The organism is Flavobacterium inviolabile (assembly GCF_013389455.1).
Lineage (GTDB): Bacteria > Bacteroidota > Bacteroidia > Flavobacteriales > Flavobacteriaceae > Flavobacterium > Flavobacterium inviolabile.
Window position 1 is genome coordinate 128,029 of the sequence record NZ_CP058278.1, and the last position, 26,564, is coordinate 154,592.

The 26,564-nt window shown below is 39.3% G+C and carries 24 protein-coding genes and 3 tRNA genes; 12 read left to right on the forward strand and 15 right to left on the reverse strand.

Annotated features, from left to right (window positions below; translation table 11 throughout):
• Positions 1–316: 316 nt before the first annotated feature.
• The 5 genes from HW120_RS00520 to era form a co-directional block, all read right to left on the reverse strand.
• Positions 317–604, reverse strand: a complete 288-nt coding sequence (locus HW120_RS00520) for a hypothetical protein (RefSeq protein ID WP_177729945.1) — start codon at positions 602–604, stop codon at positions 317–319.
• Between the two features lie 90 nt (positions 605–694).
• Entirely contained in the window at positions 695–1,195 is a 501-nt protein-coding gene (locus tag HW120_RS00525; RefSeq protein WP_177729946.1) for a hypothetical protein, read from the reverse strand.
• Positions 1,196–1,294: 99 nt separating this feature from the next.
• The gene (locus HW120_RS00530; RefSeq protein ID WP_177729947.1) at positions 1,295–4,081 is read right to left on the reverse strand and encodes an outer membrane beta-barrel protein; all 2,787 of its coding nucleotides are present in this window, start codon (positions 4,079–4,081) and stop codon (positions 1,295–1,297) included.
• 98 nt (positions 4,082–4,179) lie between these two features.
• On the reverse strand, positions 4,180–5,490 hold the full coding sequence (gene der / locus HW120_RS00535; RefSeq protein ID WP_177729948.1) for a ribosome biogenesis GTPase Der: 1,311 nt from the start codon (positions 5,488–5,490) through the stop codon (positions 4,180–4,182).
• 77 nt (positions 5,491–5,567) lie between these two features.
• Positions 5,568–6,461 carry a GTPase Era gene (gene era, locus HW120_RS00540; protein WP_177729949.1) on the reverse strand — a complete coding sequence of 298 codons (894 nt, stop codon included), beginning with the start codon at positions 6,459–6,461 and terminating at the stop codon, positions 5,568–5,570.
• A gap of 117 nt (positions 6,462–6,578) precedes the next feature.
• Here era and HW120_RS00545 point away from each other — a divergent pair.
• The 7 genes from HW120_RS00545 to HW120_RS00575 all read left to right on the forward strand — a co-directional run bounded on the left by HW120_RS00545 (position 6,579) and on the right by HW120_RS00575 (position 10,461).
• A tRNA-Met gene (locus HW120_RS00545) sits at positions 6,579–6,651 on the forward strand.
• A 34-nt stretch (positions 6,652–6,685) separates the two neighbouring features.
• A tRNA-Met gene (locus HW120_RS00550) sits at positions 6,686–6,758 on the forward strand.
• 33 nt (positions 6,759–6,791) lie between these two features.
• Positions 6,792–6,864, forward strand: a tRNA-Met gene (locus tag HW120_RS00555).
• Positions 6,865–7,091: 227 nt separating this feature from the next.
• Positions 7,092–7,634, forward strand: coding sequence for a hypothetical protein (locus HW120_RS00560; protein WP_177729950.1), 543 nt, complete (start codon positions 7,092–7,094; stop codon positions 7,632–7,634).
• A gap of 346 nt (positions 7,635–7,980) precedes the next feature.
• Positions 7,981–8,379 (forward strand): VOC family protein, encoded by a 399-nt coding sequence (locus HW120_RS00565; RefSeq protein WP_177729951.1) that lies wholly within the window; start codon positions 7,981–7,983, stop codon positions 8,377–8,379.
• 515 nt (positions 8,380–8,894) lie between these two features.
• Entirely contained in the window at positions 8,895–9,824 is a 930-nt protein-coding gene (locus HW120_RS00570; protein ID WP_177736096.1) for a ClpXP adapter SpxH family protein, read from the forward strand.
• Between the two features lie 190 nt (positions 9,825–10,014).
• Positions 10,015–10,461 (forward strand): KTSC domain-containing protein, encoded by a 447-nt coding sequence (locus HW120_RS00575; RefSeq protein WP_177736098.1) that lies wholly within the window; start codon positions 10,015–10,017, stop codon positions 10,459–10,461.
• A gap of 58 nt (positions 10,462–10,519) precedes the next feature.
• On the opposite strand, the gene HW120_RS00580 is transcribed toward HW120_RS00575, so the two are convergent.
• The 3 genes from HW120_RS00580 to HW120_RS00590 form a co-directional block, all read right to left on the reverse strand.
• Complete coding sequence (locus tag HW120_RS00580) at positions 10,520–10,885, reverse strand: hypothetical protein (RefSeq protein WP_177729952.1); 366 nt, start codon at positions 10,883–10,885, stop codon at positions 10,520–10,522.
• A gap of 270 nt (positions 10,886–11,155) precedes the next feature.
• On the reverse strand, positions 11,156–11,779 hold the full coding sequence (locus tag HW120_RS00585) for a hypothetical protein (RefSeq protein ID WP_177729953.1): 624 nt from the start codon (positions 11,777–11,779) through the stop codon (positions 11,156–11,158).
• Positions 11,780–11,813: 34 nt separating this feature from the next.
• Positions 11,814–12,212, reverse strand: coding sequence for a hypothetical protein (locus HW120_RS00590; protein ID WP_177729954.1), 399 nt, complete (start codon positions 12,210–12,212; stop codon positions 11,814–11,816).
• A gap of 227 nt (positions 12,213–12,439) precedes the next feature.
• On the opposite strand from HW120_RS00590, the gene HW120_RS00595 reads away from it, so the two are divergent.
• Positions 12,440–14,452, forward strand: a complete 2,013-nt coding sequence (locus HW120_RS00595) for a sensor histidine kinase (RefSeq protein WP_177729955.1) — start codon at positions 12,440–12,442, stop codon at positions 14,450–14,452.
• Complete coding sequence (locus tag HW120_RS00600) at positions 14,445–15,080, forward strand: response regulator transcription factor (protein ID WP_177729956.1); 636 nt, start codon at positions 14,445–14,447, stop codon at positions 15,078–15,080. The genes HW120_RS00595 and HW120_RS00600 overlap by 8 nt, the downstream gene beginning before the upstream one ends.
• Positions 15,081–15,131: 51 nt before the next feature.
• Here the strand turns inward: HW120_RS00600 and HW120_RS00605 are convergent, their stop codons facing one another.
• Positions 15,132–15,848 carry a DNA alkylation repair protein gene (locus HW120_RS00605; RefSeq protein ID WP_177729957.1) on the reverse strand — a complete coding sequence of 239 codons (717 nt, stop codon included), beginning with the start codon at positions 15,846–15,848 and terminating at the stop codon, positions 15,132–15,134.
• Positions 15,849–16,612: 764 nt separating this feature from the next.
• Between HW120_RS00605 and HW120_RS00610 the strand changes: the two genes are divergently transcribed.
• Positions 16,613–17,095 (forward strand): DUF1761 domain-containing protein, encoded by a 483-nt coding sequence (locus HW120_RS00610; RefSeq protein WP_177729958.1) that lies wholly within the window; start codon positions 16,613–16,615, stop codon positions 17,093–17,095.
• A 66-nt stretch (positions 17,096–17,161) separates the two neighbouring features.
• Complete coding sequence (locus HW120_RS00615) at positions 17,162–18,310, forward strand: GNAT family N-acetyltransferase (protein WP_177729959.1); 1,149 nt, start codon at positions 17,162–17,164, stop codon at positions 18,308–18,310.
• A 36-nt stretch (positions 18,311–18,346) separates the two neighbouring features.
• Here HW120_RS00615 and HW120_RS00620 read toward each other — a convergent pair whose 3' ends face one another.
• Complete coding sequence (locus tag HW120_RS00620; RefSeq protein ID WP_177729960.1) at positions 18,347–20,257, reverse strand: ABC-F family ATP-binding cassette domain-containing protein; 1,911 nt, start codon at positions 20,255–20,257, stop codon at positions 18,347–18,349.
• Between the two features lie 65 nt (positions 20,258–20,322).
• Here HW120_RS00620 and HW120_RS00625 point away from each other — a divergent pair, with 65 nt between their 5' ends.
• Complete coding sequence (locus HW120_RS00625) at positions 20,323–20,715, forward strand: DUF983 domain-containing protein (protein ID WP_177729961.1); 393 nt, start codon at positions 20,323–20,325, stop codon at positions 20,713–20,715.
• A 4-nt stretch (positions 20,716–20,719) separates the two neighbouring features.
• Here HW120_RS00625 and HW120_RS00630 read toward each other — a convergent pair whose 3' ends face one another.
• From HW120_RS00630 to porK, 5 genes are all read right to left on the reverse strand, one after another.
• The gene (locus HW120_RS00630; RefSeq protein WP_177729962.1) at positions 20,720–21,784 is read right to left on the reverse strand and encodes an NAD(P)/FAD-dependent oxidoreductase; all 1,065 of its coding nucleotides are present in this window, start codon (positions 21,782–21,784) and stop codon (positions 20,720–20,722) included.
• 67 nt (positions 21,785–21,851) lie between these two features.
• Positions 21,852–22,763, reverse strand: coding sequence for a type IX secretion system ring subunit PorN/GldN (gene porN / locus HW120_RS00635; RefSeq protein ID WP_177729963.1), 912 nt, complete (start codon positions 22,761–22,763; stop codon positions 21,852–21,854).
• Between the two features lie 53 nt (positions 22,764–22,816).
• Complete coding sequence (gene porM, locus HW120_RS00640) at positions 22,817–24,361, reverse strand: type IX secretion system motor protein PorM/GldM (RefSeq protein WP_177729964.1); 1,545 nt, start codon at positions 24,359–24,361, stop codon at positions 22,817–22,819.
• A gap of 41 nt (positions 24,362–24,402) precedes the next feature.
• Positions 24,403–25,053, reverse strand: coding sequence for a type IX secretion system motor protein PorL/GldL (gene porL / locus HW120_RS00645; protein WP_177729965.1), 651 nt, complete (start codon positions 25,051–25,053; stop codon positions 24,403–24,405).
• 88 nt (positions 25,054–25,141) lie between these two features.
• The gene (gene porK / locus HW120_RS00650; protein WP_177729966.1) at positions 25,142–26,542 is read right to left on the reverse strand and encodes a T9SS ring complex lipoprotein PorK/GldK; all 1,401 of its coding nucleotides are present in this window, start codon (positions 26,540–26,542) and stop codon (positions 25,142–25,144) included.
• Between the last annotated feature and the right edge of the window lie 22 nt (positions 26,543–26,564).

Below are 26,564 nucleotides of genomic sequence, written 5' to 3' on the forward strand. Positions count from 1 at the left end.
TTACCTGTTTACCGGTTAGAACTTTTGTGGGTTTACACAAAAAACAGCCGGTGCAGCAAAAGGCTATTCCTGTTGCTGTTTGTTTCGGTTATATGGGGAACGATAACCGTATGTTATTTTAATGGGGAGTGTATGTTGTTGTATTACAATAGGATAAACATAAAACTTTATTTTGAGATATACAAATAAAATTTAGAATAATGTTTGAAAAAGTAGTATTTAATTCTAATTAAAAACGGTTTTATTCCGCTATGACCCTAAAAAAAAGCGGAGTAATTACTCCGCTTTGCTATTTTAAGATCAAGGTCTGTTAAAACTACCGGTAACTTCTTTTCACATACCATTGTATTCCGATAATAACCAGTAAAACAGGGTACAGCATGTATCCGGAAACAGCTAAACCGACAAGTGGTAGTCCGCAACGTCCTGTAAAGCCTATTGAACCTATCAGCGCGGCAAGCACCGGAATCACCAACTGACTTCCCAGACTGATCATACTAACCGTAAACAGATCCATTGTAATGCTTTCTTTTATCGCTTTGTTTCCGTAAACAAGCTGAAAAACGATTGGTATGAATAAAAGTAATAATGCTATAATCATCATCCGTATGTCAATTACTATTTGTTAATTTCACAATTGCCCATTGCCCTTTGCCCTTTGCTCCTTGCTTTTCCCCCTTGCCTCTTACCCTTCCTACAATTCATTCTTCACCTCATCATCACATTCCTCCCCCCAGCATTCCTTACAAGGCTGGTCTATTTTAGGATAGTGCATTTGTTTTTCGGTAGTGACAAATATATTGTTTGAGGTCATTCCCGAAGGATAAGTCGTTATCCAGCGGCCCAAATGTTTTTCTTTTTCGGCAGGAATGAATTTAAAATCCTGAGCTGTCCGGGTACCTTTCCATTTTGTTTTTACAACAATCGTATCGTTTTTGGTCTGGTAGGCATTTAGAATTTCAAATTCCTGGTCTTCCTGCTGTCCGTGAAGGAAAATCTCCGATTTTTTCCCGGTATGCGTAATCGTCAGCAACAGGTTTCCGGCATCGCAGGTATTGTAAACCACCAAGCCTTCACTGGTTTTGGTTAGCCGTACCCACTCTGTTGGTAGTGTTTTTACATCGTATAATGTTTTTCTTTCGGACTCACAACCCATTAAGGCTGAAAGCACTATGCCTGCGTAAAAATATTTCATGCTGTTTTTTGCTTGGTTGTCTTTAATTAGTTTGCAAATGTATTTTGTTTTTTTGCAAAAAAGAAGCTGTTTGCACAGCTTCTTTTTTAGTATGGTTTTTTAAAATTGTCTTTTACCGCCTTTTTTCTCTTTCCCGGCAAATTTTTCAATTTTATAGGTCAAGGAAAACATAGCATATCGTTTCAGTACTACATTTTCCTCATCGCGAATATTGGTTGCGGTAATGCTCCTCATCGTACTCTGGTTCTGATTCAGCAAATCGTAGACCTTTACTTTAAAATTCATCCTGTCATTAAAGAAATTGTATCCGATGCTGGTATTCCAGAGGTAAAAGTCTTTTTTAAACCCGTCTGATATAGCCGAATTATAGGTGTATCCAAAATCGTTACCAATAACCAGTCCTTTTGGCCAGTAACTGGTGGTTTGCAGGTTGATCTGGTGCTGGTAGGTCGATGCGGAATTGATACTATAGTTGGTATATTGCGTATCGTTATACGTATAGCTATAGGATGGATTAACGCTTAACAATTCGCCGTAATCCCATGTAAAGTTAGCTCTTGCCCGGAACCTGTAATTAAATGCATCATACATTTCGGCATTGGTATAGCCTTTATATTTATTAAAATTCATTCCGGTACCGGCACTCACTCTAAACGAGTGTACTTCCCTTTTAAACGATTTGTTCCAGTTGAGTCCTGTCCAGGTATTAAAAACACCCGATACATTTTCATAGCTGGTGGTTCTTTTGGCACTTTCGTCATAAACCGTTGACGAGATTATCTGGCTGTCATAATATTGTCCTCCGGTATAAAAGCTATAACCCGAACGCGAAGCATAGTCATAATTGCTATAACTCAAATATACATAGTGGCTTTTATTGGGGTTCAGATCCGGATTTCCGGTAAAACTCACCAAAGCACTGGAAAGGTCTTCAACCGGCAGCAATTGTGTAGCCGACGGGAAAGAAACCTGATAGGAATAACTCGTCCAGATGGATTTAGCCTTGGACAGCTTATAACTCATGTGAAATTCTGCTGAAGGCAGCATATAATCCCGGATCAGTTTGGTGTCCTTATACAGGTAAAACGATTCGTTATTCAATCGGGTTATCGAAGTCCCGAAATAGGCTCCTAAATATATATTTTTCTTTTCAATATTAATTCCCGCTTTCGGATTCACCGTAATGGTTTTAGTGCGTAAAAAATTAGACAGGCTGTCGTTCTGAATGTCATACAGCTGCGTATCGCCGTCAAAATTAAATGCGGTATTATTTTCCAGCGTTTTGTTCCAGTTGTAGTCGACAGCGAGTTTTAAACGTATTGAATCCACTATGGGCTCCAAATATTCCAGTCCCACATCTATTTTGTCATTAAAGTTACGGTTGTAGCGAATCTGGTCCCTGTTGTCTGTTTTGAGCAGGTCACCGTTCGGATCATAAAACCGGGTTTTCGACTGATTCAAAGCACTTCCGGTATTCTTGGCATTCGAGTTATCCAGACTGAAATTCAACGCTCTTCCTTTCTTATTCAGCTTTTTATAGAAGTTTAATGAATTACTGAAACTGTTGCTGTCATTTTCATTATACAGGTTACTGTTGCTATCGTTTAACAGCTTATTATTTTCTCCGGTGGTAAATTCTGCCGACTGGCTTTTATTGACTGCATTGCTTTTGGAAAAACGGGGCGCTATATATACCGTCGTGGTGGAATCGATAGTATATTCAATATTGATACCTCCGTTATGAGCATACCTGTCATCACGGGTTGTTCCGTTGGATTCCGTAATGATCGTTCTGTCCGGAAGGAAATTCTGGCTGCGGGACCGGTTGGTATTTTTAGAGGTCGCATCCCTGTAGAAATAGTTTCCGCTCACATCAAAACCTTTAAAAAATTCATCGGCATAGTTTATCCCGATCATATCCGATTGTGTAATTCCTTTACCGCCACCGAAGCTCATTCCGTTAACCCCGAAACTGCCGTCGCTGCCGGAACTCATCGAAGTATTCCGGCCGCCGCCCATATTATCGAAGATTTCATTCATCGAGAATCCGGTGGAATTGATATTATTGGACGAACCCAAAAAGCTGATCTTTCGTTTTCCTTTAAAGTAGTTTACCAAAGCACTGCTTTCATAGCGGCTGTCGGTACCATAACCACCCATAAATTTACCGAAGAATCCTTTGTTTTTATCCTCATCTATGGTCAGGTTGATCGTCGTGTTATTCGAACTGGCTTTCTGGCCGGAGATCTCTTCTTTTTTAGATTTGGTATCCGTTACCTGTATTTTATTGATAATCTCGGCAGGAAGGCTCTGCAAAGCTATTTTCCCGTCTTTATCGAAAAACGGTTTCCCGTTAACCAATATCTGGTTTACTTCTTTACCGTTTACGGTAATTTTCCCGTCGGTGTCTACTTCTACTCCCGGCAATTGTTTCAACATTGTTTCCACATTGGCATCCGGACGCACTTTAAAGGAGGCTGCATTAAATTCCAGCGTATCGCTTTTAATACGGATGGGCGGCGCTTCCGCTTTTACAATAACCTCATCCAGCGCTTTGGCTGTAGCCAGCATAGCAATCGTACCCAAATCTTTTGAAGCCGTAATTTCTTTCATTTCCTGTTTAAAATCCTGATAACCTATCATGGAGGCTTTCAGAAAAACGGGTTGGCTGACTTTCTTTACATTCAGATCAAAAACACCGTTTTTGTTGGTAATCGTGTAGTCAATCAAGGAGGAATCTTTTACGGCAGATAAATAAACCGTTACCGATTCAATCGGCAGATTTGTGTTTTTGTCGATAATTTTGCCTTTTACATTGATCGTGCTTTGCGCAAATGAAAGGCAACTTAATAACAAAAACGCAAAAAGTAAGGTAGTTTTTTGCATTACATTAAAAAAAATTGCGGTTAATATGTAAACATAATAACCGCAAAAGAAATGATTTCGTCTTTAATTTATTCGTTCATTAGAAAAAGTTTAACAAACTATTTCTGTCTGAAATAAATATCAATAGGAACTCCTGAAAAATTATAGTTTTCGCGAAGTTTATTCTCAATAAATCGTTTGTAAGGATCCTTTACATATTGTGGCAGATTTGCAAAGAACACGAACTGTGGTGTTGGTGTCGGCAACTGCATACAATATTTGATCTTAACATATTTTCCTTTTAATGCCGGTGGTGGCGTGTGCTCGATAATCGGCAGCATCAATTCGTTAAATTTCGAAGTGGCTACACGCTGTTTTCTGTTTTCGTATACTTCAACAGCGGTTTCCAGTGCTTTCAGCAAACGTTGTTTGGTTAAGGCCGATACGAACAAAATTGGCACATCGGTAAACGGTTCCAGTTCTCTGCGGATTTTCGCTTCGTAATCACGGGTTGACATGGTATCTTTTTCCACCAAGTCCCATTTATTTACCAGAATCACAATTCCTTTTCTGTTTTTTTCTGCCAGCCAGAAGATACTCTGGTCCTGTCCTTCGAATCCGCGGGTAGCATCGATCATCAGGATACAAACATCACTGTGTTCGATAGCCCGAACAGAACGCATTACAGAATAGAATTCCAGATCTTCTTTTACTTTCGCTTTTCTACGGATTCCGGCCGTATCCACCAGATTAAATTCAAATCCGAAACGGTTGTATTTGGTATCAATTGCATCACGGGTAGTTCCGGCGATATCGGTTACCACAAAACGGTCTTCGCCGATCAGGGCATTGATAAAAGATGATTTCCCGGCATTCGGACGTCCTACTACAGCAAAACGCGGTAACGGGTTCACTTCTTCAGTTACTTCCGGCAAATCCGGCAGCGTTTGTACAAGAGCATCTAACAATTCTCCCGTTCCGCTTCCGTTCATTCCGGCAATAGTGAAATATTCGCCTAAGCCAAGGTTATAAAATTCGATAGCGTCTTTTTCACGCATCGCATTGTCTACTTTATTAACAACCAGTAAAACAGGTTTGGTTACTTTTCGAAGCAGCTTCGCCACTTCATCATCCATTGGGGTGATTCCTTCCTCTACATCCACCATAAAGATAATGGCATCTGCCTCATCAATGGCCAGTTCTACCTGACGGCGGATCTCTCCTTCAAAAACATCATCAGAACCTTTAATATATCCTCCTGTATCAATAACCGAAAATTCTTTTCCGTTCCACTCACTTTTTCCATAATTACGATCACGCGTTACTCCGCTCACAGAGTCAACTATGGCTTCACGGCGTTGGATTAACCGGTTGAAAAAAGTTGATTTTCCAACATTTGGCCTTCCTACTATGGCTACGATATTATTCATTTTTCTTCTCTATTTTTTGCAAAAGTACGTTTTTTGATTTTAGCATGCTCAAAAATACGCCCGGGCAAAATCTTTAATTAATTATTTTTATTTTGATTGTATCCGAATCGGCGCAGCTGATAGCTGTTGCTTCGCCAGTCTTTATTTACTTTTACAAACATTTCAATATGAATTTGTTTGCCAAAGAATTTTTCCAGATCCTGACGTGCCTGAATACCTACTTTTTTAATAGCAGCACCTTTATGTCCGATGATGATTCCTTTCTGCGTTTCGCGTTCTACCATGATAACGGCTCTGATCCGGATAATATCATCGTCTTCCAGGAATTCTTCCGTTTCAATTTCCACCGCATACGGAATTTCCTTTTCGTAGTTTAAAAGGATTTTTTCACGGATGGTTTCATTTACGAAGAAACGTTCCGGTTTGTCTGTCAGCGCATCTTTTGGATAATATGCCGGCGATTCCGGCAGTAATTCCAGTATTCTGTCGAAAACCGTACTTACATTAAAGTTCTCCAATGCCGATATCGGGAAGATCTCTGCGTTAGGCACTTTTTCTTTCCAAAGGTTTACCTGCTCTTCCAATTGTTCCTGATTGGATTTGTCAATTTTATTCAACAACAGCAATACCGGAATTTTGGCATGGATGATTTTATTAAAGAAGGCTTCATCTTTTAATTCCTTCTCTCCTATTTCTACCATATAGATCAGCACATCGGCATCTTCGAAAGCAGACTTTACAAAATCCATCATAGACGATTGCAATTCGTAAGCGGGTTTGATGATTCCGGGTGTATCTGAAAACAATACCTGGAAATCGTCTCCGTTTACGATCCCTAATATTCTGTGACGGGTTGTTTGAGCTTTGGAAGTTATAATCGAAAGGCGTTCTCCAACAAAGGCATTCATTAATGTTGATTTTCCAACATTTGGATTACCGATGATGTTAACAAAACCTGCTTTGTGTGACATAGTAAAAAATTTAGCCTACAAAGGTAGGGATATCAAGCGAATAAGAATAAATATTTTATTTTTTTCGAAAAATACTTGTTATTCCAACTATTCGTCGTAGTTTTGCACTCGAAACATCGCGGGATAGAGCAGTAGGCAGCTCGTCGGGCTCATAACCCGAAGGTCACAGGTTCGAGTCCTGTTCCCGCTACTAAGTAGACATACTGAAAATACAAAACGCACATCGCGGGATAGAGCAGTAGGCAGCTCGTCGGGCTCATAACCCGAAGGTCACAGGTTCGAGTCCTGTTCCCGCTACTAAGTTACAGACTGAAAATTACAAACGCACATCGCGGGATAGAGCAGTAGGCAGCTCGTCGGGCTCATAACCCGAAGGTCACAGGTTCGAGTCCTGTTCCCGCTACTAAAAAAAGCCCCTTCATTTTGTTGGGGCTTTTTTTTATGCTAACTCTTCAGAAAAATAATGAAATTTTATTTTTTAATTTTCTATGATTTTTAAGTTTTGTGACTTTTATTTATTTTAGTTAATAAACATGACTCTTGTCATATGTATCTAACCAAAAACAGACATATATGTATGATGTTATCACACCTATTAACAAGTTATGGGCAACCTTTAAACAACTTCACATGAAAAAAATTGCAATTTCATTTCTTATTGTTTTTTTAATAAGTTGTAAAAAGGAAAATCCTGTAGAAAAATCACAACCGAAAGCCAACGGAAATTTACCGGAAAGAAATACAGAAAGTAAGCCGAAAAGAATTGGCGATTATATGTCCGACAATAAAGATTATTTTTGGGCAGCCAAACAACGTGACACGGCAAAATATTGGGTAAGGGTTGTTTTCCAAAAAGAATTCGCCGTTTATCAATTTCATGGTCAGTGTTTGTATTGGTTTTTCACAAATCATTATCACACAGGAACTGACAAAATAGAACTTCTTTGGACTTATAAAACAGATTGTTTACTTGACATGAAGTTTTTGAGAAACTCAAACGGCGTGAAAAAATATCCGAAAAATGGCGACAGTTTTTGTGAGTATAGTTTGGTGAATGATTCTGTTATCAAAGTGAATTACAAGTTTTCGGAATGGGTGAAGAAAATAAACGAAACTGAGAAAGATTCAATCTTCCCGCATTACTTATATCTTGAGAGCAAAGACAGCCCATAACAGAGGTTTCGCGCAATAGCTATTAAATGCTGCGCCGAAAACCTAACGGTTTTCTGAAATTTTTCATCACGCAGAATATTTTTCTTAAATTTACCGCTACAGCGCAAAGCCGCCGAACGTTAGCAGTAACTTTCCAACATAGAAATATGAGATTAACAAAAATCTCCTTTACCTCCTCAGATTAACCCATTATTTCATTACCATTCCAACCGTTAGGACTGCCCTCTTGTTTCCAGGTATAGCGATACTGTTTTTTGATTTGGCAGCAATGGAAATGAATGGACAAATCGCCACCGCTTTCTTATATTAAAATTCATTACCTTTAATATACTGAAATAAAAAGGTTATGGAAACAAGGTTTATATGGGCAAATTTAGTCTCCGGTGATTTGGCGAAAACCGCTGCTTTTTATTCCGCTCTTGGTTTTAAACGAAATGACCATGGCGACAATCAAGAATTGGTCAGTTTTGTTTTCGGACAGAATAATTTTATTATCAATTTCTTTACCGGGCAACGTTTATCACAACAAATGAATGGCGGTCTTTCAATTCCAAAAAATGCAAATGAAATCATATTTTCTTTATCTGCTAACAGTAAAGAAGAAGTTGAGCAATGGGTTGAAAAAGTCAGGTCTGCCAATGGTACCCTATTTTCCGAACCCCAAAATTTTGAACAGGGTTACACCTTTGGTTTTGCCGACCCGGATAATCACAAATTCAATGTTCTATATTGGCCGGGAATGTAAAACCGGCCTGCTTTTGTAAACCGCATCAAACATCTAACAAATAAAAAAACAAGTTATGCTACGAGTTTATATCCCAATTATTTTTTTCGCCGTTTTTATCGGTTGGATTTTATACCGACTGTTGGTAAAAAAAGACTTAAAACAGAATCTAACCACTTTGTATATCGGGTTAGCTTTTACAGTAATCTGGATCCTGATTTATTATTTCCTGCTTAAATAGCGGTAAAATCATTACCGGAATTAACACGGGTTGTTTTAAAATTAAAACGGCTACCTTCCTTCTGAAACTGTTTTAACTGCCCTTCCCCGTTATGCCATCCCCTATTTTCCAGTCATATTTTTTTGACTAATTGACTGGCTTTTCATTTATACCGAACTTTGCTGTTCATCTTATCAATCAACATCCGGATAGTTTATACCGAAAAGCAGTCCCAATCAATAGCTACATGAAACCTTTTTTAATCTTAATAATCCTGCTTGCCAACTTTGGTTGTCAGTCACAAACCAATAAAAAAATGAACGAAAACAACAACAGTAATCCGCTTTTGTGTAATCCGGAAACCGGTGTTTGTGAAATACCCAGCAGCACACAACAGCAGCACAATGGTTATGCACCGGAGCAGCAAAAACCGGTAAAAATCATTTATTTCACGGATCCTATCTGTTCTTCCTGCTGGGGTATTGAGCCGCAATTGAGAAAACTCAAACTGGAATACGGAAACAATATTGAAATCGAATACCGGATGGGCGGTCTTTTGCCCGACTGGAACTATAACAGCGGCGGTATCAGCAAACCATCGGATGTAGCGCATCACTGGGATGAAGTCAGCGCGTATTATGACATGCCGATTGACGGAAATGTATGGCTGGAAGATCCGCTAAACTCTTCTTATCCGCCGTCTATTGCTTTTAAGGCAGCCCAAATGCAGGATGAACAGAAAGCTGTTGCCTTCATGAGAAAAATCAGGGAAATGGTCTTTCTGGAAAAGAAAAACATCACAAAATGGGAACACATCAGCAAAGCTGCTACCGAAACCGGATTGAACACCGTACAGCTCAAAACAGACTATGAAAACAAAGCAAAAGAACTGTTTCAGGCAGATCTGGAACTGGCCAGACGACTTGGCGTCAGAGGATTTCCGACCTTGTTTTTTATGGACAGCTCAAACAATCCGCAAACGGTATACGGTTTTAAGCCCTATACAGCATTTGAAGCCGCAGTACTGAAAGCTTTTCCAAAGGCAGCGAAAATGAATTATGATACTACCTGGACCGGTTTATTCGGCAAATACCCCACACTGACAACCCGGGAATTTTCGGAACTGTCCGGATCATCAAAAACAGAAAGCGAAACGCTATTGCAAAAGCTGACTAATGAAGGGACGTTAAATAAGATCGTCACTAAAAACGGAAATCTCTGGATAATCAATAATACCAATCGCTAAAAAAAATTCCCCGTTAAGATATTCAGCATACCGGACGCACCACATTCAGAACCGGATTATCCACTAAATACCAACAATTTAACAGGTTTCCTAAAAACTATTTTCAGCAACCGATAATTATAGTATCTTTGCGCACTATTATAAAAGCCATTCCAATAACGAATGGTTTTTTATTTTGTCACTTATGAACATGAAAAAAATTGTTGAGTACAGAAAGTTACTTGACGTTACCAAAACCGCTACGCTAAAAGAGCTGAAAACCATTTACCGAAACAGCATGAAAGACTGTCATCCTGATAAATTCAGTAATGATGAAGAACTGGCTGCTGCCGAAGAAAGAAGTAAAGAAATTATTGCGGCCTATCATTTTCTGGTAAGTATTGCTCCGGAAACACAGGAAAAAGACAAACCGGAATATATTAAAACAACCAGCACTTCAAACATTTTAGAGTTCTATATGGACAACAGTGTTTTGTACATTAACTTTTTAGACGGAAGTCAGTTTGAATATTTTGGTGTTCCGAAAGCGACCTATATCAAAATGATTAATGCCGAATCGCCAAGCCGTTTTGCCAGAAGACATATCTATAATGAGTTTTTATACAGAAGCGCCAGCAAATTAGTGGCTGCAGAATAACCTATAAAAAAAACCTCCACAACTGTTGGAGGTTTTTTTATATTATTTACTGATCCTATCAGCTGATTCTCTGCAATTCCGGATTGACAATTTGTTTGATCTTCCCTACTCCCACAATCACGGCTCCTTCACAAAATTCAAATTCCATTCCTTCCGTCAGTGCGTTTTTAAAAAAGTCGACAGCCACTACCTTAATAGCTGCATCTACCCTTTCGCCCGGAAAAACCAATTCTTTATTGATAAAATACTGCGCACCGGAAGTCTGTTTTTCTGCAAAATCAAATTTAACCTGCGGCCTGTATCCCGATGCTGCTGCAGTTGTCCGGTCTCCATGCTCGGTTGTCCGGTATTTTAATACTGCGATAAAATCTACTTTACTGGTATCCGCTGCTGATTCCAAACTATCAAATATTGTTATATCCATATTGCTATCCGGGGTGTTTTACGTTATATCCTATTGTTTTTTAATTGTTTATATTTTCAAATATCGCAAATCTGATGTATTTCCATCACATTATGACGCTTTTTTTTCAATTTCATTAAAATCAATCAGATAGATAACGGTAAAATCGCGATAACATTGCAGGAAACCTGTTATTTAAAATTGTTCTCACAAAAACGAAGGGTTTTAAAAAAAAAGATACCCGATTCCTGCTTTTTACGGCATTGAATCGGGTTGTCATCGTAGTAATACTTATCGCAAATTTACCGCTACCACGCTTCCATCTTTTTCGACTTCTATAAACTTTTCCATTCGCTCATGCTGATCTTTGTAATAGGTCTTATTTCTGTAATAATTAATATTCCCATACGGCGTATAACCCGTTCCGGTATATTCCTGACCGTTCCGCGCAAATGTTGCCGACATCATTGCCTGCAGGAAATATTTACCCGGTTTCATTTTTTCAAAAACAAAACGTCCGTATTCATCTGTTTTAGCATCAATACGGTAGCGAAATGCCGCATCAGACATATACACATACGTTTTTTTGTTTTCCTTTGATTTCCGCATTTCATACCAGGCCTCAAAATAAGGGGTTACCGGGAAAAGCGACACCGTCAGATTAGTTCCGTATACTTTCCCGCCCATCAGCGGTTTAATCCCATAAGCACCTTTTTGCCTGGTAAACAACACGCCTTTAATTGTCGCCTTGCCATAACCAATTGCTTTTTTAGCCTGGATACTGTCAAAAACAGCTTCCGGATATAAGGTTGTGATCTTATTTTTATTGGCTTTCCGGTCGGCCTCTTTTACAGCACTACAGGACCATCCCAAAACCAGCAGGGTGATTAATAACAGGGCATTAATTTTTTTCATGCTCAATATTTTAGCAACCACTTTCTCTTTGGTTTTAATGTGATGTTGTTGAAGACAATGCTTCTCCTGTTGATACGTTTTCTTTTACCACAGTTCCGTTTACAATAATCTGTACCGTAAGCGTTCCGGTTTGTCCGGATGTCACAACATGTCCGTTTGCTCCAAATGTAACTGCCGGAACAGAGGAAGGCATGTTTATTTCAGGACTTTCCCATGTGGTGGCGTTTACAGCAGAATTTAACTGCGGATCACCCTGTGCGTTCGTATGAATTACCGTTGAAATTAAGGCGTTATCAGACGTAAATGCTTTGTATTTTACGACCCTGTTGCCTCCCGTTGTTGCAGCCGGTCCGTCGTCGCTGCCTCCACAGGAAGTTACCGAAAGACCTAACGCTAACACGAATACCAATGTTGAAAATATTTTCTTTTTCATAATTTACAGTTATAAATGGTTTAACAATCTTTTACTTAACAAAAGTAGCGGCTTGTCAAAAGTGTCACAATCGCAGAAAACGAGTAATTTTTTCTACTGGTTTTCCGGTATTTTTAAATAGCTGCTTATAAATTCCCCTGTTTTTTTGTAATCTTTGACTGGAAATCCATTTTTCAAAAGTGCTGCCCACAGGAAATTTGTATTTTGTTACCCCTTAATTTTTTATCATGAGCCGGATTGTTTCTCTCAAAAAAATAATATTCTTTATTGGTCTCTGGTTGTATTTTTCATCGCCGTTAGGAGCCCAGCAGCTATTACCTGTAAATGAAAAAACGTATGCCGACAGCCTTTCCCATATTATACAGTCCAAAACAACCGACAGCATCCGGGCAAATGCCAATCTTTTACTTTCCGATTACTGGCGCGCAAAAGACACCCTTAAAAGCAAATCTTACCTCACAGCGGGAAAACGCCTGTCGGCTAAATATCCTGTACTCAAAGCAGCAGCTTATTTTTACGAAGGCCAGTATTACAGCAGCCTGAATCCGGAAAAAGCCAAACTGTTATTACAAAAAGCTACAAAGGCCTTAGCTGTTTTTAAAGTCCCTTTCAGTAAAGAAATCGAGGCTGCCGCCTGGTATAACTATGCTATTGCAGTCCGGAATGAAAAAGGCGACAGCTTTTTGATCAAGACATTACTCGAAAAATCCATTCCGTTAGCTACCCAATCCGGGAAACCGGAAAAAACAGCACATTATTATTCGCAGCTGGGAACGCTCCTCATGTATAATGCCCAGTTTGACAAGGCGGAAATCTATTTTAACAAAACCATCGGATTATTGGCAACCCAACATCCGAAATCGACCGTATTAATGCTTGCCTATTTGGGTGCCGCCAGCAACTATATCTACAAAGCCAACACTGATGAAGCGAAAATAATGCTGGACAAAGCCAAAAAGATACTGGAGCCTTATCCGGAATCGTCCCATTATCCGAACTACTACTATACAGAAGGGCTGTATTACACTGCCAAAACATATTACAACAGCGCACTGAAAAGTCTGGACAACGGTATCCGGCTTGCAATAAACAACAACCAGAAAGTGCTGTTACAAATGCTTATTTTCAGAAAGTATAACATTTATCTGGAGCAGAAAGAGTTTAAGAATGCCAAGCAGTTACTCCTTTCCGTATTAAAAGAAGGAACTCTGGCTGCCGATGTGAACAATCGCAAAATGTTTTATACCCAGCTGGCAACCGTTAATGAGTACCTCAATGATATGGGCGAAGCTTATCTGTGGCAAAAAAAATACAGCAAATTAAGCGACAGTCTTAACGAAAGCAACCTGAAAGAGCGAATTAACGAAATGGAAATCCGCTTCCACAACGCCGAGAACCAAAAGAAGATTACGGCTTTGGAAACAGAAAAAAAACAGGTGGCCCTGTCTGCCAAAAACCATCGTTTGTTTAGCTGGTTACTGGCTGCCATTTCCCTGTTCTTCCTGGTCATTGCAATGCTTTCGTTTGCTTTTTACAAAAATCAGAAAAGACTTTCCCGACAAAAAGAGATCAACCATTTACAGCAGCTAAAAGAACTGAAGCAGCAACAGTTGCTCTCCAATACAGAAGCCATGCTGGAAGGCGAAGAACGGGAGCGCCGCCGGCTGGCCAGTGATTTACATGATGGTCTGGGCGGTATGCTGGCCGGAGTCAAAATCAAATTGTCCGGTGCAACTGCTCACAAAGACCGCACACCCGATCCGGATGAACTGAATAAAATTACCGGACAGCTCGACAATGCCGTTACCGAGCTTCGCCGCATTGCCCGCAACATGATGCCGGAAACACTACTGCGCTTTGGTTTGCAAACCGCATTAAAAGACCTTTGCGAATCCCTGCAAACCAGCTCCTGCACTATTAATTATGAAGCCTTTAATATCGACAGCAATATGACGCTTTCTACCCAGGTTATTATTTACCGGATTGTACAGGAAGCGTTGTCGAATGCTATCCGCCATTCGGAAGCCAATGTTATCCTGGTACAATGCAGCCAGAACGGCAACCTGTTTTTTATTACCGTGGAAGACAACGGAAAAGGGTTTGACAGCAGCATACTGGAACATAAAAAGGGCATCGGAATTACCAATATTGAAAACCGTATCAAATATCTTAGCGGAAAAATGGAGATCAATACCGCTCCAAACGAAGGAACCGCAATAAATGTAGAACTATATGTCTGAACCCGCTAAAATAATACTCGCCATTGTTGACGACCATCCTATCGTTATTGAAGGGTTAAAAACACTACTCAAAGGAGAAAAAAATATCACCGCTGTAAGCTTTACCAACGGAGCGTCTTTTCTTGACTTTTTACAAAGCAATAAGGTCGATATTGTTTTACTTGATATTATGCTTCCGGATTATCACGGTATTGAGCTGTGTAAAATAATAAAGAAAGCGGCTCCCGAAACGGTAATACTTGGATTGAGCAACCAGTCCGAACGCAGCATTATGATGCAGTTGCTTCAAAACGGTGCCGGCGGTTACCTGCTTAAAAATGCCGATGCCGGCGAATTGCTGGATTGTATTGCTGAAGCGCTGGAAGGCAAACTGACCTTTAGCAAGGAAGCCAAAGAAATCATGCTGAAACCTTCCCAAAACGAATGGAAGGCCATTCCGACACTTACTAAAAGGGAAAAACAGATTCTGGAAAAAATTGCAAACGGCGAAACCACCGCCACCATTGCCGAAGCACTCTTTGTGAGCCCGCTAACGGTAGAAACACACCGCAGAAACCTGTTGCAGAAATTTGGCGCTAAAAATGTAGCAGAACTCATTAAAATGGCTGTGGAGTACAAGCTGCTCTAAAAGCCGCTTTTGTTTGAACAAGGCAAGAATTAAACGCATTCCTGTCCAGTATTATTTCAGTTGCCGGTAATATTCTTTTTCCGCGATATCAAAATGTTCGGTGGCATACCGCAACATCGTTCTGGGCATGGCCGCCGCATGTACGTCTAAAAAGCGTTTCAGCCGGGTTTTATCGGTTTTTCCGGCCTGCCGGAGCCATCCGCCCACCGCTTTATGAATAAGGTCTTCCCGGTCGTTAACCAGAATAGCGGCAATGGCAAAAGTATCGTCTGGCTGTTTATTTCTTAAAAAGTAAGCGGTGCTCACTATTGCCGTACGCCTTGCCCACCTATCGTCCGACTGTGCTAATTCGTATAGAATATCCCTTGGTTTATCCTCAAGATAGCGCCCGATTACATACTGGCAGCTCACATCTACCAGATCCCAGTTATTGATCCGGTCCAAGCGGCGTAAATACAATTCAAACATCGCCTTTCTTTCCGGTTCGGTTGTTTTTTTACTCCGTCCCTTTTTATCCATAATGCTCAATGCTCCTGCCCGGATTTCATGTATCGGGCTGTCCAGCAACAGCTCCACCTCGTCCAGCGGCATAGTCATAAAGGCCGCTGCAATTTTAAAGAGTTCTCCCATGCGTATGCCCATAAAAACATCACCGGCACCATATTCTCCTTCTCCGGTTTTAAAATACCGCTGTAATTTTTCTTTTTCCACATCCGACTGGTGAAGTTGTAACGCGGTTATAAAGTCTGCTGCTGTCTGGTTTTGCATCGCTTTGTAGTATCGCTTTCAAATATATAAAAACTACAGCCCCGATTATCCTTTGCTACCCAATAAAAAAGAGTGCCTTCCGACACTCTTTTCTAATCATGCTGAGGTACCCCGCCCGCCTGAACTAACTCCCCAATTAGCCAGACAATAATAAACACCACCCTTAAGTTGAGAAAGACCCTCACTGTTTGTATCTATCTTTATCCGTAAGGTACCTCATAACATACTAAAACCAATAAATTGGCCATGTCACTTTTCAGAACCACATTCCGAAAAATCCAAATGAAAAAAAACTATGAGCATTTTCAAATTTTTCAGTTGATAGCTCCTTTAATTCCTTAACAAATCAAGGAGCATCAACATTAACAAAAAATTACCTTATGTAAGGAAAACAGGAAAACCATACTACTTTTCACTTAACGCAATTAACCTGTTTTCACTTGAAGAACGATTCAAAGTAAAAGCAAAATGGACTAATTTGGATACCTGTCCGGTACGCATTTATACGCAATACCCTTAAAAAAACACAATTGATTATTTATCAAACATATACAAAACGAACATTTCTCAGATTTGCGTGTCCGCGTATGGATTTGCGTGTTTTTGCGTATTGGAATTGCTGCTTTTCAGGTATTTCTTAAAAAGCAAATCCGCAATAGCATTACACAAAATCAACACTATAGTCAAAAAAAGAAGCATTATTTATCAAAACACAAATAGCATTGTTAATTTTTTTAACTTTGACTAACCAAAAAACAAAAAACATGGAAATTAATTTTTTAGCATTAGTCTTAGCGGCACTATCCACACTTGTTGTTGGATTTATCTGGTACAACCCTAAAGTATTTGGTACGATATGGATGAAAGAGGCCGGAATGACCGAAGAGAAGATGAAAGGAGCCAATATGTTTGTTATTTTCGGAATGGCAATTGTATATGCTTTCTTTATTTCTTTTATTTTACAAATCCTTACAATTCATCAGTATGGCGCACTGGGAATGGTTGGTGGAGACCCCAGCCTTGCCAAACCTTCTTACCATGCTTTTATGGCCGATTACGGGGATGCTTTCCGTACTTTTAAACACGGCATGCTGCACGGTTTTATTTCCGGACTGTTTTTTGCACTTCCGGTTGTCGGAACCGGTGCCTTATTTGAAAGACGCTCGTGGCGCTACACGTTAATTGCCGGAGGTTTTTGGGTAATTAGCTGTATGATTATGGGTGGTATTGTTTGTGCTATGAAATAGAAAATTTTGTTTTAACATTTATTTTAATACTAATCGCTCTACATTTGTGGAGCGATTCTTTCTTTTGTGAATACAGACACTACGTACAAAATTTATCCGGCTGTTTCAGAAGTCCCAACAAACTGGGATACTATTGCCCATTCCAATATATTTCTTTCTACTGCTTATTTAAAAGCACTGGAAAAATCGGCTCCGGCAAATATGATCTGCCATTATATCGGTTTGTTTCAGAATCAAGAACTGGTAGGTATTGCGCTTTCCCAGTTTTTAGATCTCAATAAGGTAGGTTCATTCGGAGAAAGGGATAACTGCCTGAAAACTTCCGTCCGGAATTTTGTTTTTAAAAATTTCAGCTCACATGTATTGTTCATTGGCAACAATATGCTCACCGGGCAGAATGCCTACGCTTTGCTTGATACAATTAGCAATACAGACGCTGTTGCACTGCTCTTCCAGGCATCGGAAGCACTGAAAGAGATCTTCCGCAAAAAGCGCTTAAAAATTCACTTAACGGTTTTTAAAGATTTCTCCGAAACGGAAACGGAATATTTTAAGACCCCGGATTTCGCTTCTTTTTATCGTTTTACGACCCAGCCGAATATGGTTTTTGATATTCCGGAATCCTGGCAGCATGAAACCGATTATATCCAGGCGCTGACAAAAAAATACCGGGACCAGTACAAACGATCTCACAAAAAGGCGGAAGCAATCCAAAAAAAGAAATTTTCACTGGACGATATTCAGGCTCATAATCCGGTTATTAACCGCCTGTATGAAAATGTGGCCAAAAATGCTCCTTTTAATACGTTCTTTCTGGCTGACAATCATTTTTATAAGCTGAAAAAACTACTCAAAGATCAATTCCTGTTTTACGGTTATTTCCTTGACGACAAGCTGATCGGTTTTAATACGCTGATTAAAAACGGAACTGCAATAGACACCTATTTCCTGGGTTATGACGAAGAGCATCAACGGGAAAAAATGCTGTATCTGAACATGCTTTATGATATGGTAGCCTATTCCATTAACAAAGGGTTCTCAAAAATCGTTTTTGCGCGGACTGCCCTGGAGATCAAAAGTTCCATTGGTGCCAAACCTCAGGAAATGTATGGCTATATCAGGCACAGCAATCCTTTGGTAAACCGCCATATCGCCCGTCTTTTCAAATCGCTGGAGCCGGAAACCCTCTGGCAGGAACGAAATCCTTTTAAATAAAAAAAGAGGCTGTTTGCACAACCTCTTCTGTTTTTTTTAAGAGTTCACTTCTATTTCCTCCTGTACTTTTTCCCATTCTTCCAGGAACTGGTCCAGATCTTTTTTCTTTTTCTCATAGGCTGCGAAAAAGGAAGCATCCTGCATTAATTTTTCATAATTATCCGCCAGTGCCTTATCATCTTTCTGGATTTCTTTTTCCAGCTGCTGAATCTGGCTTTCAATTTTACTCAGCTTATTCTGCAGGCTTTTATTCTTTTTCTGTTCTTCGTAAGACAGTGCTTTATTTTCTTTCTGAACCGTTTCCTTTACCACATCTTTCTTCTCCACTTCCCGCATGTTCTGTACATTGCGCTGTTCCAGGAAGAAGTTGATATCGCCTAAATATTCGCGGATCTTCTGGTCTTTAAATTCATAAACAATGTTAGACATTCCCTGCAGGAAGTCACGGTCGTGCGATACCAATAACAGGGTTCCTTCAAATTTCTGTAAAGCGGCTTTCAGTACATTCTTGGATTTAATATCCAGGTGATTCGTAGGCTCATCCATTACCAGCACATTAATAGGCTGTAACAGTAATTTACAAAGTGCCAAACGGTTTCTTTCTCCTCCGGAAAGTACTTTTACCTTTTTCTCCACATCATCGCCTCTAAACAGGAAAGCTCCCAGCATGTCACGCACTTTGGAACGGTTGGAATCTGTTGCCGCTTCCGTCATGGTATCCAATAAGGTTTTTTCACCATCTAAATACTCTGCCTGATTTTGCGCGAAATACCCCAACTGAACATTATGCCCCAATTTGATGGTTCCGTCATATTCAAATTCATTTACGATGGCTTTGATAAAAGTGGATTTCCCTTGTCCGTTCTGACCAACAAAGGCAATTTTACTGCCCCGTTCTACCAATAGCGATATTTCTTTTAAGATGGTTTTCTCACCGTAACTTTTCGTAACATGTTCCGCTTCAATCACTACTCTGCCCGGTATCATCGAAACCGGAAAGGAAATGCTCATTACAGAGTTATCGTCCTCATCCACTTCGATACGTTCCACTTTATCCAATTTCTTGATTAAAGACTGCGCCATCGAAGCTTTGGAAGCTTTGGCACGGAATTTCTCGATCAGTTTTTCGGTTTCCTCTATTTTTTTAGCCTGGTTTTTTTGTGTAGCCAATTGTTTCTCGCGGATTTCCTGACGTAAAACCAGGTATTCCGTATATGGCTTATTAAAATCGTAGGCTTTTCCTAACGAAATCTCAATGGTTCTGTTCGTTACGTTATCCAAAAACATTTTATCGTGGGAAACGATCACCACTACTCCCGGAAAGCTTCGTAAAAAGTTTTCCAGCCAGATGATACTTTCAATATCCAGGTGATTCGTTGGCTCATCCAGCAATAAGATATCGTTTGTTTGCAATAACAGCTTCGCCAGTTCGATACGCATTCTCCAGCCTCCGGAAAAAGTATCCGTCAGCTTGTCAAAATCCTCCCGTTTGAACCCCAGTCCTAACAGGATTTTTTCTGTATCGCCAATATAGTTATACCCTCCCAATATTTCATAATGGTGGGTAACATCGCTTAATTGTTCTATTAATTCCGAATATTCCGCGCTTTCATAATCGGTTCGCGTTGCCAGCTGATGGTTGATTTCTTCCATCTTGAATTCGGCATGCTTGATCTCTTCAAAAGCCTGATACGCTTCATCCAGAACCGTTCTTCCTTTTACAAAATCGATATCCTGTTTTAAGAATCCTATTTTTACTTCTTTCTCAGTAGCAATGCTACCGGAATCCGGCGCCAGCTCCCGAGAGAGAATTTTTAGCATCGTTGATTTACCGGCTCCGTTTTTTCCAACAAGTCCTACTCTGTCCCCCGCTCCCAATCGGAAAGTTACTTCTTCAAATAAATAAGTACCCCCAAAAGAAACTGATAAATTGTGTATATTTAGCATAATTTTATTACAAATGTTACAAAGGTAATTTTTTAAAAGATGTACCTTTACTAAAATTTATGCAAATGTTAAAAAAAGGATCCAAACTCAATAGTATTTTAACAGGAAGTTGTCCTAAATGCCAGGAAGAAAGCATGTATGTGGATAAAAACCCGTATAAATTGAGCAGCGTATTTAAAATGCATGATAAATGCAGCCACTGCGGCACCTATTATAAAATAGAGCCCTCATTTTTTTACGGAGCCATGTATGTGAGCTATGGAGTGGGTATTGCTTTTGGAGTGGCCGCTTTTGTGATCACCTATCTTTTTTTAGGTCTGAGCCTGAAAACGGCATTTATAGCAATCATTGCTACTTTAATTGTTTTTATGCCTGTCATTATGCGGTTGTCCCGGAATATCTGGATTAACTTTTTTGTGCATTATGACAAAGATTGGAAAAACAACATCCATTCATAATATTTTAGGAATCCAGACGGATTCCTAATTTTTTATAGCAGCGTTTAATATCGATCTGCGCATCCAAAGGGATGTTGTTTTCGATAGCATCATATAAGGATTTTGCCAAAACAGGCCCCAGCATCACGCCACGTGTGCCCAGGCCATTCAGGATATGAATATTGTTATGAATATGATGAGTACCCACTAACGGACGCCGGTCTTTTACCGTAGGACGAACACCGGCAAAATGTTCTACAATCTCAAAATCGCAGTCAATCAGTTCTTTCAGATTATCCAGTAATTCCTGCTTACCGGCTTCTGTAGGCAAATCGGTTTTATCCTCCCAATTGTAGGTGGCGCCCACTTTAAAAAGATCATTCCCTACAGGCAGGATAAAAATACTGGATTTTAAAACCACGTCAAGGTTTAAATCCGGTGCTTTAATGAGCAGTAGTTCTCCTTTGGTTCCATCCAATGGCAGCTGTTTGAAAAACGGATTATGAACCAATCCGAAGCCATCAGCAAAAATGATATGTTTTGCTTTCAGACCGCTATAGGAAACACCTTCTTCCAGGAATTCAATTCGGGAATAGTCGAAACGTTCTTTCCGCACCCAATTGTTCCGGTTTAAAAACTCCAGGTAGGAATCCAATAGTACTTTGGTATCGACATAACCGGTCATTAACACTTCCCCAAAACCGAATTGAGAGGTAATGGACTGGTATTCCCGATGTATTATTGTTGTGGAAAGAAATGGTGCCAGATTTGGCTTATCGGCAGCCTGGAACCAGTTGTTCTGTTCTTCAATGGAAGCAAACTTCCTGTAGATCGGAATCCTAAAGTCAAATTTAGCCGCTATTTTATCTTCTATAGCCGCATAAAAAGGCAATCCGTAATCCAATTGCTGTTTAGCATTCCAAACCTCACTAAATCGCTTTAAAATAACCGGGTTATACAAGCCTCCGGCCACCCGTGAAGAGGAAGAAGAGTTATCTTCAAAAACCATAATGGTTTTACCCTGCTGCAAGGCGGTTTCTGCAAAACAAATTCCGGCTATACCGGAGCCAACAATCAAATAATCTACCATAGTACAAAAATAAAAAACTCTTACCCAGGAAGGTAAGAGTTTTTCATAAAATTGGAGAAATTATTTTTTAGTAATTCCACATATCTTGTTCAAAGTTGCGGATTTTTTCTTTTACACGCTCAGATTCCAATAACTGCATTTGAGCATTTTCTTTTACATATTCTTCAATTTGTCTATCGCCGTAAACATTTTCTTCTCTGTAGATTACTCCACTAAAGCGTCTTGAGTTTAACAGGTGATCAAACGTAATCGGCATTGCTGAGTTTTTATCATTGAAGGCCTTGTTTGCATGTAACACATCTCTTGCAGACGGGAAGTAAACCCAGAATAATTCGATGTATTCTTTCTCCTCTTTGTCCATCGTATAAACATCCGGTACAATAGGACAGATTCCTAACATTCTGTATTTTAATTCACCTTGACGGGTATCAAAATACCAATAACCTACAATTTTATAATCAGAAACGTCACTTGGTCTGATTTCGGTTTTGTTGATATACTCTTCCGAAATTTTCGCTCCTGCTTTTTTCTGTTTTGCGGTAAAGGTGTTGTATTGCTCTTTACCGGCATCAGTAGTGTCAATTCTAAACAGGGAAGCTTCGATATCTTTTAATGATTTTTTAGTTGTAAAATAACTATCATCATAGATTTCAGTAAGCTTGTTGTTTTTAATTCCGTCAACCAAAACCTCATAAAGCGGTTTTCTGTCCGGTCCTAAATTTCCATCTACAGGATAATATAAAGGAAAATTAACTCTTTCATCAAGGTCAACAATTTCCCAGATTTTCTTCCCCATTAAAACATCACGATCATCAACATAACCATAAGGTAACGGCTTGTCATTATCAGCGTTTAATTGTGCTGCGGTTTTTTTACCGATATCAGCCGGGGTTTTTGCATTCAAAAGATTAGACTGTGCATAAGTTGCAATAGAACTAAAAGTAAATGCAATTACTAATGAAAAATTTCTCCAATTCATTTTTTATTCTTTATAAACTATTAAAGTAATTATAAACTCAAACTTGGTCGTTTTTATTGTACTTCAAATGTACAAGGTGCAACTCTTTTTGGCATTTGATCTAATCCAACGAATTTAGCTTTGATCTCAGAGATAACTACGATATCACCTCTACCAGCTTTAGCAATAGCAGCTTTAGCTCTTGCATCCATTTTGTTACCTGATACTACAATTGTAGGCTGACCTGGCACTTTAATGTTAAATTGTGTTACGTTAACAGAAACCGGGAAATCGAAATCTTCTAATTCAGCAGAGATTGTACAAACCTCTAAGTTCGATTTAGCTCCTTTAGCAGCAACCTCACCACGGATTTTTCCAGTTGGAGCAGGTAAACCTTTGATTCTGAAAACTTCTTTACTACTGAAAGATTTTCCATCAGGCATAGTAGCGCTAACATTAATGGTTACATCGCTTCCAGCTCCTGGTGTAAGGTTATATTGACCTGGTTTTCCAGTAGATGCCATTCCAGGTGCAGATGCTTTAACTTTATCAGAAGAGATACCTGGTACAGAAACCGAAATAGGGTTCGATACACCACGGTAAACAACTTTCATTTTGTCAGCAGATACAATTGCCTGGTTTGGTTTTGGAACTACAACGTAGTTTCCTGCAATTTCGATTTCAACTGGTTTGTTGTCTTCCATGAAAGTAAACTTACCTTTGATATCTTTTTCACCAACGCTACCAGCAGCCATTTTGAAAATAGCAGAACCATTTTCGATAGATGTTGAAGCACCGTTTACAGAAACTGCTTTTGGAACTGTAGACTCGTCATAACGACCTAATACTACACGTCCTGTAACTTGCTCTCCCTGGAAGAAAGCTGATTTATCCATCATTACGAAAGCTTTATAGTTTTTCATAGATGCAGCTGCCATTGCAGTGTTACCCATGAAAGCATTATATAAATCTGCTTCAACATTTTTAACATCATTTTGCATGGCTGTTAATTTTGTCAATGAAGCGATAGATGGGAATCCTTTATAATGATAATCTAAGAATTTTTTAGTAATCCCTTCGCTATCTTTAACATCAGCAGTGCTGAATTTAGAGTCAATCTCACCAACAATAGCCTTATATTTAGCATCATTTCCAAGTACTGCTTTCATATCAGCTTTATACTTTTCAATGGTGTTGATAATTTCTTTACCTTTTGCAGAATATCCATCACCGGCAAACCAAGATTGATCAATAGCATCACCTTTATCCATTGCTTCATAAGGTAATTTTCCCTGCTCAGTTTTTTCAACTCCTGCAACTAAATCAGTTTTAAGCTTCCCAATATAATCATAAAAATTCTTACTTATGACAGCTACCTGATCAGCCATTTTTTTTGCAGCGCCGAATTGAGACGGGTTATCAGCTGCTTTAGTGCCAAGTGCACTTAAAATTTGCGAATTTGTTTCTACTGCAGCAGAATTAGCTGTTTCGAATTTCTCGTTCATCAAACCAAAAGCTGATAGAACTTCTTTTGACATGTTTAATGCCAACATTGCGATGAAAACCAAGTACATCAGGTTAATCATCTTCTGTCTAGGGGTTAATTTTCCTCCTGCCATTTCTTCTAATTAGTTTTTAATAGATTAATAAATGCAACTAATTAGTTTCTGTTGCTCATTGCAGAAAGCATTCCGCCATACACATTATTTAATGAAGATAGGTTTGCAGTCAATGATTGCATCTGATCTTTTAATTTCAAGTTGTTTTCAGCAACTTCTTTATTAATTTCAGCATTACGGGTAGCGCTTTCTAACTGAACTTTATACATACTGTTTAAAGATTCCATTTGAGCAGCTGCCATTGACATTTCTTCAGCATATTTTTTAGTAGAAGCAACTGAATCAACTGTTGGAGCAATTCCTTTAGCTGCAGCTTCGAAGTTTTTGATGCTGTTTCCTAAGCTAGACATTAACTCACCGTCAATTTTAGCTTCTTTTAACATGTTGTCTAATTTTTGAGATAAAAGACCTTGAGCTTCTGTTGGGTTTTCTGCTTTTTTAACGTCTTTTTTCTTTGCTTCCCCACCTGCTAATTCAGGGTACACTAATGTCCAATCTAAATCTTTATCCACCGGTTCAAAAGCCGATAACGCAAAGATAAAAGCCTCTGTTAACAGACCAATTGTCAACATAACACTTCCTGTTAAAGGACCGATTTCAAAGTGAATCAATTTGAATAATGCTCCAACGATTACCACTGCAGCCCCCATTCCATAAAGAAAGTTCATTGTTTTTTTGTTCAATAAAGCCATAATAAAATAAAATTTTAGTTAGTTAAGTTAATTATAATTAAAAATTGGTTAAATTTTAAAATTGAGTTAAGTTGAATGATTCTGATAATTAGTTGGGTCTGTTTCCGGTTGCCTGAGCTCCCATGTAATCCTGAACTGTTCTGAATCCGATGTAGCTTCTTGCCGTATCTGCATATTCGAAGTTACGGGTACCTACCTGTAAGTAGTAAGAAACATCTTTCCAGGATCCACCACGTACCACTTTACGTTGGTTTTTAGCATCCGGTACATTTGGATTCATTGTCGATACGTAATCATAAGCTGCAGCATCATAAGATGAATCTGTCCACTCGGCTACGTTACCAGACATGTTGTAAAGGTTGAAATCATTCGGCTCGTATGATTTAGCTTCAACAGTGTATAAAGCACCGTCTGCTGCATAATCTCCACGGCTTGGCTTAAAGTTTGCCAAATAACATCCTCTATCATTGTGAGTATACGGTCCACCCCAAGGATAAGCTGCAGATTCCAGACCACCTCTTGCAGCGTATTCCCACTCTGCTTCAGTTGGTAAACGGAAAGAGTTTACCTGATCTCTTCCTTTTTTCTTTTTGATATAAGAGTTTTTATTTAATGTTCTCCAAGCACAAAAAGCTTTAGCCTGTTTCCAGCTAACTCCAACTACAGGGTAATCCCCGTAAGCCTGGTGCCAGAAATAGTCATTGTGCATTGGCTCATTATAAGAATACGCGAAGTCTTTAATCCAAACGGTTGTATCCGGATAAATCAACTGGTTTTCTGTTTTAATGAATTTACCTCTTTTAGATCTGCTGCTTGTAGTGCTCTTATCTTTAGCAGCCGCCTGAATGTCCATCCAGGTATAACGGAATTTTAACTTCGACACGTCGAAAGTTCTCAAACCGTTGTATGATTCACTCGCTGGTAAATAAAGTGAATCCATTACCTCAACATAATACTCATCCGGGTATTTCTGAGGGTCAGCATGCAACTTCACTTTTCTGTTAAGACGTCTTCCAGCATACGGATCTTCATCCGTACCTACGCTGTAATAATTCTCATACATATATTTGTCGTATGCAGACATTTTTGCAGGATCCTGGTCACTGAAAGCAAAGTCACCGATGCTTCCTCCTTTGTTACCACCAGTACCTGGCTTCATCCCTTGCTCATCAGCTAAAATAGCCAATCTCACACGGATTGTAGAATCTTTTACCCATTCGACAAATTGACGATATTCACTATTCGTAATTTCCGTCTCATCCATGTAAAAGGAACGAACTGTTACCGTTTTTGTCGGTGCGTCCTGAACGTTAGCTAAATCATCATCTGACTTACCCATGATAAAAGCGCCACCAGGAACTAAAGTCATACCATACGGCTTTTCCGGATGCCATTTCTTTCCTTTAACTCCTACCAGCTCACCTCTGTCGTTAGAACCACAGCTGAAAAACAATGATACAACAGCTGTTAATGCAATGAACTTCTTCATATAAATTTGGGTTAATAGTATT

Coding starts and splice junctions, on each gene's coding strand:
- porM (WP_177729964.1), bottom strand. CDS start 24,361: ATGGCAGGAGGAAAATTAACCCCTAGACAGAAGATGATTAACCTGATG.
- HW120_RS00600 (WP_177729956.1), top strand. CDS start 14,445: ATGTCTGAACCCGCTAAAATAATACTCGCCATTGTTGACGACCATCCT.
- HW120_RS00580 (WP_177729952.1), bottom strand. CDS start 10,885: ATGGATATAACAATATTTGATAGTTTGGAATCAGCAGCGGATACCAGT.
- HW120_RS00620 (WP_177729960.1), bottom strand. CDS start 20,257: ATGCTAAATATACACAATTTATCAGTTTCTTTTGGGGGTACTTATTTA.
- HW120_RS00625 (WP_177729961.1), top strand. CDS start 20,323: ATGTTAAAAAAAGGATCCAAACTCAATAGTATTTTAACAGGAAGTTGT.
- era (WP_177729949.1), bottom strand. CDS start 6,461: ATGTCACACAAAGCAGGTTTTGTTAACATCATCGGTAATCCAAATGTT.
- HW120_RS00530 (WP_177729947.1), bottom strand. CDS start 4,081: ATGCAAAAAACTACCTTACTTTTTGCGTTTTTGTTATTAAGTTGCCTT.
- HW120_RS00520 (WP_177729945.1), bottom strand. CDS start 604: ATGATGATTATAGCATTATTACTTTTATTCATACCAATCGTTTTTCAG.
- HW120_RS00525 (WP_177729946.1), bottom strand. CDS start 1,195: ATGAAATATTTTTACGCAGGCATAGTGCTTTCAGCCTTAATGGGTTGT.
- HW120_RS00630 (WP_177729962.1), bottom strand. CDS start 21,784: ATGGTAGATTATTTGATTGTTGGCTCCGGTATAGCCGGAATTTGTTTT.
- HW120_RS00585 (WP_177729953.1), bottom strand. CDS start 11,779: ATGAAAAAAATTAATGCCCTGTTATTAATCACCCTGCTGGTTTTGGGA.
- HW120_RS00595 (WP_177729955.1), top strand. CDS start 12,440: ATGAGCCGGATTGTTTCTCTCAAAAAAATAATATTCTTTATTGGTCTC.
- porL (WP_177729965.1), bottom strand. CDS start 25,053: ATGGCTTTATTGAACAAAAAAACAATGAACTTTCTTTATGGAATGGGG.
- der (WP_177729948.1), bottom strand. CDS start 5,490: ATGAATAATATCGTAGCCATAGTAGGAAGGCCAAATGTTGGAAAATCA.
- HW120_RS00570 (WP_177736096.1), top strand. CDS start 8,895: ATGAACGAAAACAACAACAGTAATCCGCTTTTGTGTAATCCGGAAACC.
- HW120_RS00610 (WP_177729958.1), top strand. CDS start 16,613: ATGGAAATTAATTTTTTAGCATTAGTCTTAGCGGCACTATCCACACTT.
- HW120_RS00605 (WP_177729957.1), bottom strand. CDS start 15,848: ATGCAAAACCAGACAGCAGCAGACTTTATAACCGCGTTACAACTTCAC.
- porN (WP_177729963.1), bottom strand. CDS start 22,763: ATGAATTGGAGAAATTTTTCATTAGTAATTGCATTTACTTTTAGTTCT.
- HW120_RS00565 (WP_177729951.1), top strand. CDS start 7,981: ATGGAAACAAGGTTTATATGGGCAAATTTAGTCTCCGGTGATTTGGCG.
- HW120_RS00560 (WP_177729950.1), top strand. CDS start 7,092: ATGAAAAAAATTGCAATTTCATTTCTTATTGTTTTTTTAATAAGTTGT.
- HW120_RS00575 (WP_177736098.1), top strand. CDS start 10,015: ATGAAAAAAATTGTTGAGTACAGAAAGTTACTTGACGTTACCAAAACC.
- HW120_RS00590 (WP_177729954.1), bottom strand. CDS start 12,212: ATGAAAAAGAAAATATTTTCAACATTGGTATTCGTGTTAGCGTTAGGT.
- porK (WP_177729966.1), bottom strand. CDS start 26,542: ATGAAGAAGTTCATTGCATTAACAGCTGTTGTATCATTGTTTTTCAGC.